Raw genomic sequence first — 15,813 nt, 5'->3', positions numbered from 1 at the left:
ATTGATTCGAAGTTAAGCAGAAACTTGAGTTCGAGGTCATTACGTCAATCGACGTATAATTTCCTGGAATATGCTCTTTATGGAAACAAATCCGCACCGCAACCGATGTGCAGCGACTTCTCGACGCCGTCAGACACGATGATTCCAGATGCACCAAGGATATTTCTACATCACGCGTCAGCAAGAACAGCGATCGTCTGCCCCGCACGAACCGGCTTTCCGGGGAACGCCCTGATTTCGCGGATGGTCCCTCCGAACGGCGACTGCACCGAGATCTCGATCTTCATGGATTCCAGAATCACGACTGTCTGTCCCGCCTCGACCCGATCCCCGACCTTTACGCACACCAGCCAAACATTTCCTGCGATATCGCTTTCAATCGCGGTCTCACCGTCCGGCAACAGCGTGCATTCGTCACCTTCCGGCGCGAATTCGGTACTTTCGAAGTGGTCAAGACCGGCCTCGATCCAATAGCGCCGCTCAGCTTCAAACGCCTTTGCCTGTTGCGCGCGAAAAGCAACGATTTCATGCGCTTCACGCGTAAGGAACGCTTCGTAATCCGACAGGGAAAGCTCACCTTCGTCGATCCGCAAATCATACCGTCCGATCGGAAAATCCCGCCGGATCGTCTCAAGCGCATCCGCGGAAACCGGAAAAAAGCGCAACTGATCAAAAAATCTCAACAGCCATGGTTTACCTTCAAACGCCTTCGGAAGCGTGTAGCGAGCCCACATCTGCAAAGTGCGTCCGACGAACTGATAGCCTCCCGGCCCCTCCATTCCGTAGACACACAGATACGCGCCGCCGATCCCGACGGAATTTTCGGCCGTCCATGTCCGCGCGGGATTGTACTTCGTCGTCACGAGTCGCTGACGAGGATCGAGCGGAGTTGCGACAGGAGCGCCCAGATAGACATCTCCGAGACCCATGACGAGGTACCGCGCGTCGAACACGATATCCCGCACGTCATTGATCGATTTCTGGCCGTTGATCCGACGGATGAACTCGATGTTGCTGGGGCACCACGGGGCGTCGGGCCTGACCGTAGTCATGTATTTCTCGATCGCCAGCTTGCAGGCGGGATCGTCCCAGGACAGCGGAAGGTAGACCGTACGGGAGGCCACCCTGATGTCCTTGCGCTCCGTCACGTCACGCCAGAGCCGCGCGAGATACGCAAGCAACTCGGCAAGAGGCAGGCGTTCGGGAACAAAGTGAACCTGAAGCGAGCGTATCCCCGGCGTGAGATCAATCACTCCCGACGGACAGGCGCAGGTCATTGCTTCCATCAGGGCATGAACGCGAAAGCGCAACGCGATATCGAGTCTGGCGTCACCGATTTCCAGAAGTAAGGACGTGTCCCCCGCCAGACGGCCGACAAGGCGCTCGCTTCCTTCTCCCGAATCCAGGACGATCGGAGAGCGGAGCGCGCAGCGGGACCAGAGCACAGGAACAGGAGAAAGCGACGCAATTTCCGCGTCCTGCGCCTGAGCAATCTGGCGCGCGGTTTCCACGGTGATAGGAACGAATCTGAGGCGATCTCCCGCCCGGAGTTGCCCGAGTTGCCAGAGATCAGCCTCGATCACCGTCGCCGGGCAGACGAACCCTCCGAGACTCGGACCGTCAGGACCGAGAATGACAGGCATATCGCCCGTAAAATCGACCGCCCCGACCGCATAGGGATTGTCATGGATATTGGAGGGGTGCAGCCCCGCCTCGCCTCCGCTGTCACGTACCCACTCGGGCCGCGGACCGATCAGCCGGATGCCAGTCCGGTTCGAATTGAAATGGACCTCCCATTCCGCCTCGAAGAAACTGTCGATATAGGCCGGCGTGAAATATTCCGGCGCTCCGTGCGGCCCATAGATCACGCGGATCGCGCGCGTCCCGGCAGACACCGTGCGGAGTTCAGGGGCAAGCTCCTTCGCCACCGACGCCTCGCCTGCGGCCCTGATATGCAGGACGTCTCCGGCCCGCAGCGGGCGACCCGCATGGCCGCCGAATTTTCCGAGAGTGAAAGTGGAGCGACTCCCGAGATAGAGCGGGACGTCGATGCCGCCGCTCACGCAGAGCATCGAACGGGCGCCGTTTCGCGGCAAGCCGAGCCGCAGCGTCTCGCCCGAACGGATCTGAAAGACCGTGTTCATGTCACGCGGCGCCCCATCGACGCTCACCGCGATGTCCGCGCCGGTGACGACCGCATAAGTATCGATATTGAACCTCAGAGTCGGGCCGGTCATGATGATTTCGAGACCGGCAGCGTCCGAGGGGTTTCCCAGCAGCGCGTTCCCAAGCCGGAAGGCCCGGCTGTCCATTGGCCCGGACGGCGGAACACCGACCGCCCAGTATCCGAGTCTCCCAGGAAAATCCTGAATCGTCGTCTGCGTCCCACCCGCGAGAACGTCGATCGTGGAGGGGCGGTAGACGATCTGTTCGAGGCAACGGGTCCACGGCGCGCCGGAGGTAAACGGCGCCTCAAACAGGATCTGCCTCAGGTAATCCCGGTTCGTCTCGACACCGTACAGGCAGGTCTTTGCCAGCGCCTCATCGAGTCGTTTGATCGCCTGCTCGCGCGTCGGCGCGCAGGTGATGAGTTTAGCGACCATCGGATCGAAGAACGATGAAATCTCCGCGCCGGCTTCGAGCCATGTATCGACACGCAGTCCGTTTTCGCCCGTTGGCGGAAAAACGACTTCCGTTAGAACACCCGGAGAGGGCTGGAAATTCTTTCCCGGGTCCTCGGCATAGATCCGCGCCTCAATCGCATGCCCCCTAGGTTTCAGTCCGGCCACAAGCGAAGGGAGCGGCGAAAGGGAGCCTGCCGCCAGCTCGATCATCCAGCGGACCAGATCAACGCCCCAGACTTCCTCGGTTACACCATGTTCGACCTGAAGACGCGTATTGACCTCGAGGAAATAAAACGCCTTGGCGTCTGAATCATAGACGAACTCAACGGTCCCGGCGCTCCGATACCGGACCGCCCTGCCAAGGCGGATCGCCGCATCGCACAGCGCCTGCGCCATTCCAGGAGGCAGACCGGGCGCCGGCGTTTCCTCCACGACTTTCTGGTTGCGCCTCTGAACCGAGCAATCCCGCACACCGAGCGAAATCACGCTCCCCTGCCCGTCCCCGAAGATCTGGACCTCGAGATGACGTGCATGCTCGATGTATTTTTCGACGAAGACCCCTGAATCGCTGAAATTATTTTCTCCGAGTTGACGCACGGTCTCGAAGATTCCGACGAGTTCCGCCTCGCTCCGGCAAACGCGCATTCCGATGCCGCCCCCCCCGGCCGTACTCTTGAGCATCACGGGGTACCCAACACTGGCGGCCGCCTTGCGGGCGTCATCGGACGTCTGGAGCAGTAGTGAGCCCCGCAGAAGCGGCACATTTTCGCGAGAGGCAAGCGCGCGCGCTTCGTGTTTCAGGCCAAACGCGACGAGTTGGGCCGGTTCGGGCCCGATGAAACAAATGCCCGCGGCACGACACGCCTCGGCAAAAGCCGCATTCTCCGACAGGAAGCCATATCCCGGATGAATCGCCTGAGCCCCGGTTTCCTGTGCGATCTCGATGATTCGTTTCACATTCAAATAGGTCTGCGCGGGTCCACCGGAGCCCAGAGATACAGCAATGTCCGCGTCGCGAACATGCAGACTCGCAGCATCCGCCTCCATATAAATGGTGACCGAACCGATCCCCATTTTTCGTAACGTTTTGATGATTCTACACGCAATTGCACCACGATTGGCGATGAGAACACGATCAAACATGGCACGACAATCCAGATGACACGCGGGTAGCGGAAAAGGAATGAGTCATGGCCCTGCAACTCCGATTACACATAAGCCGAGCGGTCTTTCGAACCGTTGCGGCGTTATCTCCCGGGCTTTTGTCCCGCCGTGTAACCTCGAAGCCGAGGCCGCGTGCTCTCGGACCAGACTCCCGACATACGTCGGGGCGGAACCCTAGCGCGCCATTGGCATCAATCTTGTTCCGATCTAAAAACGGGTCAAGGGAAAATCGACAATCACATTCCGAACCTGCATCGGAGTCTGTTTTTTTCGCAATATAATCCTTGCACATTCGCACCATAACAAATATGAAACTTTCAAAGCCGCTAGGGTTCCGATCCAGTTTTTGCTGGATGACTGGTCCGAGAGCGCGCGACCTCGGCTTCGAGGTTACACGGCGGGACAAAAGCCCGGGAGATAATGAGATGCCGGAAATGGCGTCACATATCTCTTGAGGTGTGTGCGCCATCTCCGTCTGAACAGACCGGAGAAGAACGACATTGAAACGATATCTCTGTCTTCTCGCAAACGCCTATGCCCGGCGTAATCGGGCTCCGGTGATTTGTCCGTTCATGACGCGTAACGCGCCATGAACCCCTCCGGTCCGACTGTCGGGGCAACGTTTCAGGCGCCCATCTGTCCCGGCGTGGATAGCGAACAGCTCGCGCGCCTTGGCTATCGACAGGAACTACGGCGCGACCTCGGGCCCTTCGCCTCCTTTGCGGCCGGTTTCTCGTTCGTCTCGGTCCTGACAACCGTCTTCGAAATGTTTCCCGTCGGCTATGCCTTTGGCGGTCCGGCATTTTTCTGGACGTGGCCCCTCGTTTTCGTCGGACAATTCTGCGTGGCGCTCTGCTTTGCAGAACTCGCAGCGCATATTCCGGTAGCAGGGGCGATCTATCAGTGGTCTTCGCGGCTCTCCGTGCGCGATGTGGGCTGGATCGCGGGCTGGCTGACGCTCATCGGATATATTGTCAGCGTTTCCGCGATCGCCATCGCCATGCAGTCGATCCTTCCCAGCCTGTGGAGCGGCTTTCAGGTCATCGGCGCGAACCCCGACGTCACGACGCTCACCGGCGCGGAAAACGCGGTCATTTTGGGTACGGCGACGATCCTTGCAAGCACGCTCATCTCCTGCGCGGGCGTCCGCATTTCCGCGTTCGTCACAGTCGCCGGGGTCTACGCGGAAATCGTCGGTTTGTGCCTGCTCGTCGCGACGCTCTTCCTGCATGCCCAACGCGGCTTCGCGGTTACCCTCGACACCACGCATATGGCTCCAGGGATATCCGGTTCAGCCGCTTTCCTCGCCTCGATGCTCATGGCCGTCTACGTGATGTACGGTTTCGACAGCGCGGCCGAACTGTCGGAAGAGACCCATAATCCGGCGCGCACGGCACCCCGCGCGATCGTGCGGTGCCTTCTGCTCTCCTTCGTCGCGGGCGGGCTGGTCATTCTCGGCACGTTGATGGCCGCGCCCTCCCTGTCGTCCGGCGAGCTCACCACCATCGGCGTACCCTACGTCATCAATGCCATGACATCGGGGGTCACCGGACATCTCCTGCTGGCCACGGTCGCCGTTTCGGTCTTTTCGGCAACCATCGCGATCCAGACCTCGGCCTCCCGCGTGCTCTTCTCGATGGCGCGGGACGGCGTCATTCCCGCATGCAGCGCGCTCGCGCGGATTTCTCAGCGTACAGGCACCCCAGTCGCCGCGACGGTTTTCGTGGGCGTGCTCAGCGCGGCGTTTCTCGGCGTCAACTACGGCGACTCATCCCTCTTCGGCGCCATCACCTCCTCGGCTGTCGGCGTGACATATTTCGCCTATCTCCTCGTGACCGTCCCGCTCCTGCTCCGGCGCTGGCAGTGGCTGAAATCGCCCGGACCGTCGCCGTTCGGCTTCGAGACGAAAGGACGCATCCGCCGCGCGACGGTCAATCTCTGCGCCGTGGTGTGCGGAGCACTGTTTCTCCTCAACACGCTCTGGCCACGCAAGGAAGTCTTCGATCCGGGTGGAGAACGGCCGTACATGGTGGCGTTCCCCGCCGCCTTCCTGACGATCGCCCTCGCGAGCGGGTTCATCGTAAGAAAATTCCAGAAAACGAAGTCCGCATCCTAGGCCTCTTTCCAGCGCCGTCAGAGCGGTCGCCACCGATAAGGAAACCATTCCGTGATTAGTTCCGCCGAATTTCCGACACTCTCCTCCACCCTCTACAGGGAAACCATTCCCGGCGGAGGACATCGCTCGCTCATTTTGCGCGCCGGGCAGAAACTTCGCCTCACGGACATCGAGGGTGGCGCGAATCTGTCTCTCATGGCTCTGAATCCGGAACAGATGACCGAGCGGCTGAACCTGCCGGATTCCCTGAAGGCGCAACACACCGCGTTCGTGACGGAAGGCCATTGCCTGTATTCGGATATGGGGCGAGTGCTCCTCGCCATCACCGAGGATACCTGCGGCTGGCACGACTGCTTCGGCGGCGTTCTGAACGCGGTGGAGGTACAGGAGAAATACGGCGCTGGGCGCTTCGAAGACCTGCGCAACGGCTTTCATCGCAACGGTTTCGAAAACCTTCTCATCGAGATGGGGAAATGGGATCTGGATGCGCCCGACATCCAGATGATCGTCAATTTCTTCAGCAAGATCGCGGTCGCCGACGGCGGATATCTCTCCTACGTCCCCGACAACTCGGCGCCGGGGAATTACGTCGATCTCTATGCCCCGATGAACACGCTCATCGTCATGACCGCCCTTCAGCATCCGATGGATCCGGCCCCGCATTACGCGCCCAGACCCATTGAATTCTCGGTGGAAGACGTACGGGACACCAGCATCACCGCGGCCTGCCGCCTGTCATGCGCTGAGAACGGACGCGCCTTCTACAACACGGAACTCTTCTGCCTGTAAGGACCCGGAACGATGTCGATCATTTCCAGCACGCTCGACCCGGCGGACGCCCTCTCCCGCCACGTCATCGGAGCGGGCGAGCCCTATGTCTTTGATGTCAAAAAAGGGCAGACCCTCCGCCTGCTCGACCTCGAAGGCAATCAAGCCATCGATACCCTGTTCTACAATGCCACGAACACACGGGAACGCTATGATGTACAGCGCACGATCCGGCGGCAGAAGGCGCTGTTCCTGACCACCGGCACCGTTCTGTATTCCAATCTCGGGAATGCGCTAGCGACGATCACCGCCGACACCTGCGGGCAGCACGACACACTCGGCGGAGCATGCTCGCAGGAGAGCAACACGGTCCGCTACGCGACGGATCGCTATTACATGCACAGCTGCCGCAACAACTTCCTATGCGGCTGCCTTCAGGATGGTCGTCTGACGAAGCGTGATCTCGCCCCTAATATCAATTTCTTCATGAACGTTCCCGTAACGCCGGACGGCACGCTGGTCTTCGCGGATGGCGTCTCGGCTCCGCTGAAATACGTGGAGATGAAAGCCGACATCGATCTGATCGTCGTGATCTCCAATTGCCCCCAGCTCAACAACCCCTGCAACGCGTGGAATCCCACCCCGGTGGAAGTGCTCATCTGGGACTGAATCCCACAACAAACGAAGGACTGGACGATGTTGACCACCCTGCCCGACCTCGCCCCGAAGACTCTGCTGGCTTCCTATCGCGATGGAACGCTCGCGCCCCGAGAGTTGATCGACGCGCTGCGCGAGAAGGCAAAAGCGCTCAACGAACAATATCGCGCGTTCATTCACATCCTCGACGCGGAGGAAACCGAGCCTTATCTCCTTCGGCTGGGCGCAACGGACGACAGGACGCTTCCACTCTACGGCATTCCGTTCGCCGTCAAGGACAATATCGACCTCGCCGGAATCCCGACGACCGCCGCCTGTCCGGCATTCGCCTACACGCCGGACGAAAGCGCGACCGTGGTCCGTCGGATCATCGAACTCGGCGGCATTCCCGTCGCCAAGACGAATCTGGACCAGTTCGCGACCGGCCTGAACGGCACCCGGTCTCCCTACGGCGTGTGCCGCAACAGCGTCCTGCCCGACTATCCTTCGGGTGGTTCGAGTTCCGGCTCCGCCGTGGCAGTCGCGCTGGGCGTGGCGAGCTTTGCCCTCGGCACCGATACAGCGGGCAGCGGGCGCATCCCGGCCGCCTACAACAATCTCGTCGGGCTCAAGGCCACGCGCGGACTGATTTCGACGCATGGCGTGGTTCCGGCCTGCCGCACGCTCGATTGCACGACCCTTCTGACGGCCTCGGCCAGTCAGGCCAGCATGCTGTTCTCACTGCTCGCCCGGTTCGATCCTGCCGATGATTACAGCCGCAAGAACCCGCAATGGAACGGATCAACGGCGTTCGGACGCATCAGACCGGGCTTTCGGTTCGGCGTTCCGCAAACTCTGGATTTCGCCGGGCGTTCCGAAGACGAAGCCCTGTTCGCGCAGGCTGTCGCACGTCTGGAAACAATGGGCGGCCTCGCGGTTCCGATCGACCTTTCTCCCTTTCTGGATGCCGCAAAACTCCTCTATGAAGGACCATGGATCGCGGAGCGGCATCTCGTCGTCCAGGACCTGCTGACGCGTGATCCCGAAGCGATCCTGCCCGTGATCCGCGCCGTCCTCGACGCGGCGCCGGAATACAGTGCCGCCGACATGTTCTCCGCCGTCTACAGGCTCCAGCACATCAAGGCCGAATGCGATGCCGTGATGAACGGGCTGGACTGCGTGTTGACGCCCGCCATGCCACGCCCCGTCACACTTGCCGAACTTCAGGAACAGCCGGTCGCGGCGAACTCCCTCCTGGGCGTCTATACCAATTTCATGAACCTGCTCGACTATGCCGCCGTCGCCGTGCCGTCAGCGTTCATAGCAAATGGCCTGCCGTGGGGCGTAACCATTTTCGGGCGTGCATTCACGGATCAGTATTTGCTGAGCATCGCCGACGCGTTTCAGCGGACATCCGGCCTACCGCTCGTGGGAGGACAGACGCTCGAGCCCGCCGTCACAGGACGCGTGGCCACGAACGACCGCGCGCGGATCGTGGTCTGTGGGGCCCATCTCGACGGCCTCACGCTCAACTGGCAGTTGCTCGACCGGGGAGGTCGCCTCGTCAGCGTCACCAGGACCGCTCCCTGCTATTGCTTCTATGCCCTTGCCGGAGACCCTCCTCTGCGACCGGGTCTCGTGCGCTGTGAGGACGGAGGTCAGGCTATCGAAGTCGAGGTCTGGGAGTTGCCGTCCTCCGAACTCGGATCGTTCCTGACACAGATTCCAGCGCCGCTCGGTCTGGGCAAGGTCGAACTGGCTGATGGCACCTTCGAAACCGGCTTCATCTGCGAAGGTTTCGTGCTGTCCTCGGCAAGGGACATCACCGCCACCGGCGGATGGCGCGCGTGGCTCGCTTCGGAAGACCTTTCAACGACACCGGCCTGAGGCTTGTCACAGTCCAGTAAATTCTGAACCCTGCCCAGGGTAACGGGGCAGATCCGTCCGGCGACAGTCCCACAGCAACACGAACAGACAATCTGTGGGGGCGGCGAACAGGGAGAGCGCAATGTCTCAGGCTTCAACCGACAGGCCCTCCAACGGCCAGACAGAAAGGCGAACAGGCGGAGGAACAGACGAGCGGACGACGTCCGGACTTCCCCGTATTCTGGTCGCTGACACGCCTTCTCCATCGCTGCGGGTGCTGGCCGATGCCCTGGAGCATGCTGGAATGACCGCCATGACGGAGCCGAACGGCAACGCCATGCTCGACAGGCTGAAGGCCCTCTCGCCCGATCTTGTGGTCATGGAAGTCGCCCTGCCGGGTCTGGGGGGGTTCGAAGTCGCAAGCCGGATCAGGCACGACCCCACCTTCAGCCATATCCCGCTCATTTTTCGCACCGAACAGATGGATACACAAGACATTCTTCGCGGACTGGCAGTGGGCGGGGTCGATTACATCTCCAAATCCCGCCCCGTCGAGGAAATGGTCGCCCGCATCAAGACGCATCTTCGAATGGCTATCGAGGCCCGCACGCTCCGTCTGGCGCTCGATGCCTGCCACAGACCGACGATCGGCGTAACCGAAGACGGGTGCCTCTCGTGGTATACGCCTGCCGCCGCGTCACTGCTGTCGGGAATTTTCCTGTCATGGCAACCGAACACGCCCCTGCCTGCCGCCCTTCGGGAGGTCTGCACCGAACTGGCGAAACGGGGTGCCTTCGCCGGACACGGGACCGTCGAGCTGAATGGCACGATGGGAAGCACAATCGAAGACGGCAGCCTCGAATGTCTCACCACAGGCGCAAAGGCGGACGGCACGATCGGCGTCACGCTCCTGCTGCGCCGCCCCGGAGAGGAAGAGCGACGTCTTGCAGCGCGCCACAGCCTCACTACCCGCGAAGCCCAGGTCCTGTTCTGGATCAGCCGCGGCAAATCGAATCGGGACATCAGCGAGGTTCTTGGCATCAGTTACCGGACCGTCAACAAGCATCTCGAACAGATCTTCGCAAAGCTTGGCGTGGAAAATCGTGCCTCGGCCGCGGCAATCGCCGTCAAGACCTCGACGGAGTAACCCGACATGCCGAATAACCGACGCACGCGATCGTTGCTTCAGGCCGGACGTCCGATGGATGCGCGCTCGATGGCGATGTCCGAAACGATCCGCGATCCTGCATCCGCGGAAGCCCGGTTTCTTCTCGGAGTCAGCCAGGTTGCACTGGGGCGGATCCGCGAAGGCATCGCCCATCTGCACGACGCCATTTCCCTGGCGCGGTCGACGGAATATTACGCGCATCTCGCGCGCTGCCTGCTCATGATACGAAAGGATGGCGACGCCCGCGATGCACTCCGCGAGGCGGAAGATTGTCTTGCCGGTGGCGAAAAGGCGGATGCGCTGACTCACGACACAATGGGATGCGCTTATGCCAGGCTGGGCTCCCATACCGATTCCCTCCCTCATTTCGCTGCGGCCGTCCGCGCCGAGCCCGGCAACAGGCAGTTCCGCTACAATCAGGCCATTGCCCTGAGTTTCGTCGGCGATACTGACGCCTCCGAAAAGGCATTCGAAACGCTTCTGGCCCTCGACCCACACAACGCACGCGCCCATCACGGCCTTGCCGGCGTCCGTCGCCAGACGACCAACCGCAACCACGTCGCCCGTCTGCGCAAAGTCAGGGCCGGAACGCGGGATCAGGATGCGCGCCTCCTGCTCGGATACGCCCTCGCTAAGGAACTCGAGGACATCGGCGAGGCACAGGACTCTTTTCGATGCCTTCTCAAGACCAACAGCGAATACCGCAGCCGGATTTCGTATGATTTCGCGCACGATGCCGCAATCTTCGACGCCATCGAAACCAGCTGGCCCCAATTCGCCTCGGCCCCCGTGGCGAAGCCGCCGACGAACGCACCGATCTTTATCGTCGGGATGCCGCGAACCGGAACGACGCTCGTCGACCGCATCCTGTCGTCACACCCGGACGTCGTCAGCGCGGGGGAGTTGCAGGCCTTCCCGCTGGCAGTCAAGGCCGCGTCCGGAACGCGAACGCGTAACGTCCTTGACGTCGAAACGCTTCTGCACGCGGCGGGAAAGGACCTCGGACAAATCGGCCGGTCCTATATGGAACGCGCCGCGTCCCACGTCCCGACACCACGAACACGTTTCATCGACAAGTTTCCGGGAAATTTCCAGTACGCAGGACTGATCGCGCGCGCCATTCCAGACGCGACGATCATCTGTCTGCGACGTCATCCGATGGGTACGGTCGTGAGCAACTTCAAGAATCTGTTCGCAACGACGTCCCGTTACTATCAGTATAGCTACGATCTTCGTGAAATCGCACAGTATTACGTCCGTTTCGACCGACTCATGGCCTTCTGGAAACGAGCGCTCCCGGGTCGGATTCTCGAGGTCCGCTATGAGGATCTTGTCGAGGCGCAGGAAAAAACGACGCGTCGGATTCTCGAACACTGCGTGCTGCCCTGGTCCGAAAGCTGCCTGACGTTCCATGAGAACGCATCTCCGGTCTCCACGCCGAGCGCGGCGCAGGTCAGACGCCCGATCTACCGGGACGCGCTCGCCCGCTGGCGTCGACATGAAGCGGCGCTGACGGACGCCCGGGACGTGTTCGACGCCGCGGGGATTTCGATCGAAACCGCATACCAGATCGGATGTCCGGGTCACCCGGACATCCGCGAACGGCAGACGGGCTGACCTGGAATTTTCTCCAACCTCAACGTCATGGCGACAATCCGAAAAACCGCCTTCAGCCCTTCCGTCCTGCGCGGTGTCCACGCAAACAACAGACAATCGAAGGAAAGCATACCATGTCCGATAACGCCCCCTCGCCGATTCTGAGCGAGCCTATCTCGAAACCCGTACTGACCATATGCGTGACATGCCGTCGCGGCCTTTCTTCGGCCGAACTCGGCGATGCGCCTGTGCCGGGCCGACAGTTCCGCGACGCTCTCATGAAAGATGCCGACGAAGGCGCCATCGTGATCCGGACTGTCGAGTGCATGTCGCTCTGTGCTCGGGGGAGCGCCGCGACCGTGTCGATGCCCGGCAAGTGGACGTTGGTCCTCGGCGGCCTCGGAATCGAGAAACTGGACGATTTCAGGGAATGGCTCAAACTCTACAGCGCGTCGAAAATCGGCATGGTGCCCGCATCCAAGCGTCCTCCGTCCCTTTCGGAAATGGTGATCGCGCGGCTTCCGGCCGATATCGCCAACACCTGAGGAGCGGGTCCGATGTCAAATCCCCGATTCGACGGACCGACATCGCCAACGCCGCACTGCGGATGCGGCATCACTCTTCATAATAGGTTCGAAACGTATTGTACGATCGTAACTGAAATCAGCGCGAAACCACGACAGGCGATCGCCGTACGCAGGGTTACGACAGTGGTTGACTGCGGCGTCGCACTCAACCGGGACCGGGCTCACGGCGCAGATCGAAGGCGGAATTCTCTTCGGTCTTTCAGCCGCGCTTCATGGAAAAATCATTTTCGAAAACGGTGGCATCGAGCAAAGTAATTTTCATGATTTCAGCGCCATGCGCATCAATGAAACACACAGAATGGATACGTTCATCATTAATAGCTCCGAAGAGCCGGGCGGCATCGGCGAGGTGGGAACCACCGCGGCCTCTCCGTCTCTCGGCAATGCCCTGTCTCACGCCGCCAGACGACGATACCGCTTCTACCCATTCCGGCCTCTCCAAGACATGATCTCCGCATTTTCCTAGGAGAAATCGCGTCCTCTCCGGGGCACCAGTGGCGCATGTGCCGGAGCCGTCCAAAGACGCTTCACTGACGCTGAACCGAAATATGGGGACCCGTTCGACCGAAAGCTTGCTGGCGCCTGTTCCACCACGGTACTCGCGCAGTGCCGGAAAGCACATTCAATGGAATAATCTGCAATATTTTCTTCCAGATACGTCAAACAACATATATCCATATCAAAATGAAACCCTCACATTGAAAAACGTGATACAAAGCGTTCTCCCGATGCCTCAAGGAGCCAACATGGCAGTGATCTATCCGCAAAAAATGCGTCTGCTTTGCGCCACCGCCCTCGTTGGTTTCGCTATCGTTACTATTTCGGAACATACGGAAGCTGCCGCCGTTCGGTCTCTGTCTCAAACCGGCCTGAAGAAAAAGCAATCGACCGACGCCAGGACAAAGCCCCAGCAAAAACTGCCCGGAACGACCGCTCCGGGCGGCCAGACGACAAACAAGGCAAAATCGATCGAATTCACCTCCGACGAATCGATCGTCGTGACCTCAAGCCGCCGGGCGACAAGCGTGCAAAACGCTCCGACGAACATCACGGCCATCAGCGCCGAGACGATCAAGAGCGAACGACTGGACGACATCAAGTCTCTGGCCGCGCTTCTACCGGGCGTGACTGTCGTCAATTCCGGTCCGAATGGCGCGGGCACCATCGTCATGCGCGGCATTTCCACAAGCGGAACGAGCACCAACGGCGTCTTCAAGAACAACGCCGTCGGCGTCTATCTTGGCGAAGTGCCGATGTATCTCGATTTCATGCTTCTCGACATCAACCGTGTCGAGTCCCTGCAGGGACCACAGGGAACGCTGTTCGGCCTGGGAACGCTCGGCGGAACCATCCGCTACATGCCCAATCGTCCGAACGCGGGCAAATATTCCATTTCAATTCACGGACGCGCCTTCGGCCAGTATCATTCCACAGCCCCTGGCGGCGATGAAGACGTGACGATCAACATGCCAATCTGGAAGGATTATATCGCCTTCCGCTCCGTTACGGGATATTATGACGATCCCGGCTATATCGACTACGATTACGTTCTTCGTCATCCCGGTATCTCCAACCCGCAACCTGCCGGTCCGAACAATTTCGGCACCTCCGCGCAGCAGGCGGAGAACTTCAGTCGTCATAGCGGTGTGAACTTCAATCACACCCTGACGACGCGTAACCAGCTGCTGCTGCGATACAATGACGATCTGAAGATGTATCTGACCTATGCCCATCAGCAGACAAAGACCGACGGGCGCTCGGCCACCGGCTCGGGCGTTATGGGAACGGGGAACTGGGACGGCCCCTGGCGTTACCTCGAGCCGGTGAACAGAAACGGCGATCTTTTCAGCGCGGAAGTCTACGCGAACCTCTTTCATATCGCGCAGTTCGTAAGCACAACGGCATTCACGCACCAGGTCATCGACACGAAATATGACAATACTGACCTCCTGCTGGATCTCGACTACGGGTATCAGGCTTTTCCCCAGTTCTCCTCCTGGAACACGTCGCGTGACGATTACCGGCAATTCAATCAGGAATTGCGACTTGTCTCGACACACAAGGGCCCCTTCAGCTGGGTCGTAGGCGGGTTCTACAACAAGTTCAACACCAACACGGTCTATCGCGAGCACGTTCCGGGCTTCTCGGAATGGGGTGTCGCAAACGGCTTCGGCAATCTGTACCGGCCCGACGAACTCGAATATGCATCGCGCGTCGAAACGGAGACGGCCGAGCGCGCCCTGTACAGCGAAGGCACGCTGCACCTGATAAAAAACCTTCAGATTACAGGAGGAATCCGCTATTTCGACTACGACGCGTCGGATAGCGGCGGGTCCGGTCTGCCTCTCTACCAGCCCTATCCCGAAATCAAATTGTCGAATGCCGGTGGTGGAACCGGCTCGAACGGCATCGTCTGGAAAGCGAACGCGTCCTATAGATTCAGCCGGCAGTTGATGACATACTTCACCTACAGCACCGGCTATCGGGTCGGGGGATACAACCGTGTTGCGCCATGTATTCTGCCTCTCAACACGTCCGTTCAGAATATCTGCGCCCTGCCCAACGAAATCAGCTACAAGCCCGACAGGACCCGCAACATCGAACTCGGCGTCCGTGGAAACCTGTTTCACAACAGGTTCGTTTTCTCGATCGACGGCTATCATATCGACTGGCTCAACGTGCAGGTACCGAGCCAGACAGTTTATGGCGCCGTGGGAATCACCACGAATGGCGGTCGCGCGGTATCGAACGGCTTTGAGTTCTCCGGATCGCTTCGCATCACGCGCCGATTCAACATCACCGCCAATTACGCCTATGTCGACGCGCACCTGACCGAAGGTGTCGCCAACCTCGTCAACGGCGTCGCAACCGCCTATTCTGGGGATCGCCTGCCCGGTTCAATGAAAAATTCCGGCGCTATTACAGCAATCTACATTCTGCCGATCAATGACAACAACAGCCTGCGTTTCAACTGGATGGCCGCCTATTCGGGCTCGATCTACTCGACTGTCGGCCTTCGTGACTACGGAACGCGCATTCCCAGCTACGTGACCCATCGCGCCTCCGTATCCTATCGTGCGGGCAAATGGAACGCATCGTTCTTCGTGAACAATATCTTCAATCAGCGCGCCATCACGGCGGTCAGCAATCAGAGCAACACACTCAACGCGCAGGTGACTGGCATAACCGAGCGTTATTACGCGGAGAGCATCCTGCCTCCGCGGGCCATCGGTGCAGAAGTGACAGTCAATTTCTGACCGATCTTCAGGAGCGCTTTCCCCTGGCTGA

The 15,813-nt window shown here is 59.9% G+C and carries 10 protein-coding genes and 2 riboswitches; of the genes, 9 read left to right on the top strand and 1 reads right to left on the bottom strand.

Going from position 1 to position 15,813, the window contains the following annotated elements; all coding sequences use genetic code 11:
* Positions 1–170: 170 nt before the first annotated feature.
* On the bottom strand, positions 171–3,767 hold the full coding sequence (uca, locus tag AAC691_RS00450) for an urea carboxylase (RefSeq protein ID WP_342628598.1): 3,597 nt from the start codon (positions 3,765–3,767) through the stop codon (positions 171–173).
* Positions 3,768–3,873: 106 nt separating this feature from the next.
* Positions 3,874–3,977, bottom strand: a riboswitch (guanidine-I (ykkC/yxkD leader).
* Between the two features lie 127 nt (positions 3,978–4,104).
* Positions 4,105–4,207: riboswitch (guanidine-I (ykkC/yxkD leader) on the top strand.
* Positions 4,208–4,377: 170 nt separating this feature from the next.
* Here uca and AAC691_RS00445 point away from each other — a divergent pair.
* The 9 genes from AAC691_RS00445 (at position 4,378) to AAC691_RS00405 (ending at position 15,782) form a co-directional block, all read left to right on the top strand.
* A complete protein-coding gene (locus AAC691_RS00445; RefSeq protein WP_342628597.1) occupies positions 4,378–5,904 on the top strand; it encodes an amino acid permease in 1,527 nt (508 codons plus the stop codon).
* 51 nt (positions 5,905–5,955) lie between these two features.
* Positions 5,956–6,693 (top strand): urea amidolyase associated protein UAAP1, encoded by a 738-nt coding sequence (locus AAC691_RS00440; RefSeq protein ID WP_342628596.1) that lies wholly within the window; start codon positions 5,956–5,958, stop codon positions 6,691–6,693.
* Positions 6,694–6,705: 12 nt separating this feature from the next.
* Positions 6,706–7,341, top strand: a complete 636-nt coding sequence (locus AAC691_RS00435; protein ID WP_342628595.1) for an urea amidolyase associated protein UAAP2 — start codon at positions 6,706–6,708, stop codon at positions 7,339–7,341.
* Positions 7,342–7,368: 27 nt separating this feature from the next.
* Complete coding sequence (atzF, locus tag AAC691_RS00430) at positions 7,369–9,195, top strand: allophanate hydrolase (RefSeq protein ID WP_342628594.1); 1,827 nt, start codon at positions 7,369–7,371, stop codon at positions 9,193–9,195.
* Between the two features lie 121 nt (positions 9,196–9,316).
* Positions 9,317–10,321 carry a LuxR C-terminal-related transcriptional regulator gene (locus tag AAC691_RS00425; RefSeq protein ID WP_342628593.1) on the top strand — a complete coding sequence of 335 codons (1,005 nt, stop codon included), beginning with the start codon at positions 9,317–9,319 and terminating at the stop codon, positions 10,319–10,321.
* Positions 10,322–10,327: 6 nt separating this feature from the next.
* On the top strand, positions 10,328–11,959 hold the full coding sequence (locus AAC691_RS00420) for a sulfotransferase (protein WP_342628592.1): 1,632 nt from the start codon (positions 10,328–10,330) through the stop codon (positions 11,957–11,959).
* A gap of 113 nt (positions 11,960–12,072) precedes the next feature.
* Entirely contained in the window at positions 12,073–12,483 is a 411-nt protein-coding gene (locus AAC691_RS00415; RefSeq protein WP_342628591.1) for a DUF1636 domain-containing protein, read from the top strand.
* A 169-nt stretch (positions 12,484–12,652) separates the two neighbouring features.
* Entirely contained in the window at positions 12,653–12,991 is a 339-nt protein-coding gene (locus tag AAC691_RS00410; RefSeq protein WP_342628590.1) for a hypothetical protein, read from the top strand.
* Positions 12,992–13,271: 280 nt separating this feature from the next.
* Positions 13,272–15,782: a TonB-dependent receptor domain-containing protein gene (locus tag AAC691_RS00405; protein WP_342628589.1), complete on the top strand. Its 2,511-nt coding sequence runs from the start codon at positions 13,272–13,274 to the stop codon at positions 15,780–15,782.
* The last annotated feature ends 31 nt before the right edge of the window (positions 15,783–15,813 follow it).

It is taken from the genome of Nguyenibacter vanlangensis, from assembly GCF_038719015.1.
Classification (GTDB): domain Bacteria; phylum Pseudomonadota; class Alphaproteobacteria; order Acetobacterales; family Acetobacteraceae; genus Gluconacetobacter; species Gluconacetobacter vanlangensis.
This window is presented reverse-complemented; position numbering and strand designations above follow the sequence as displayed.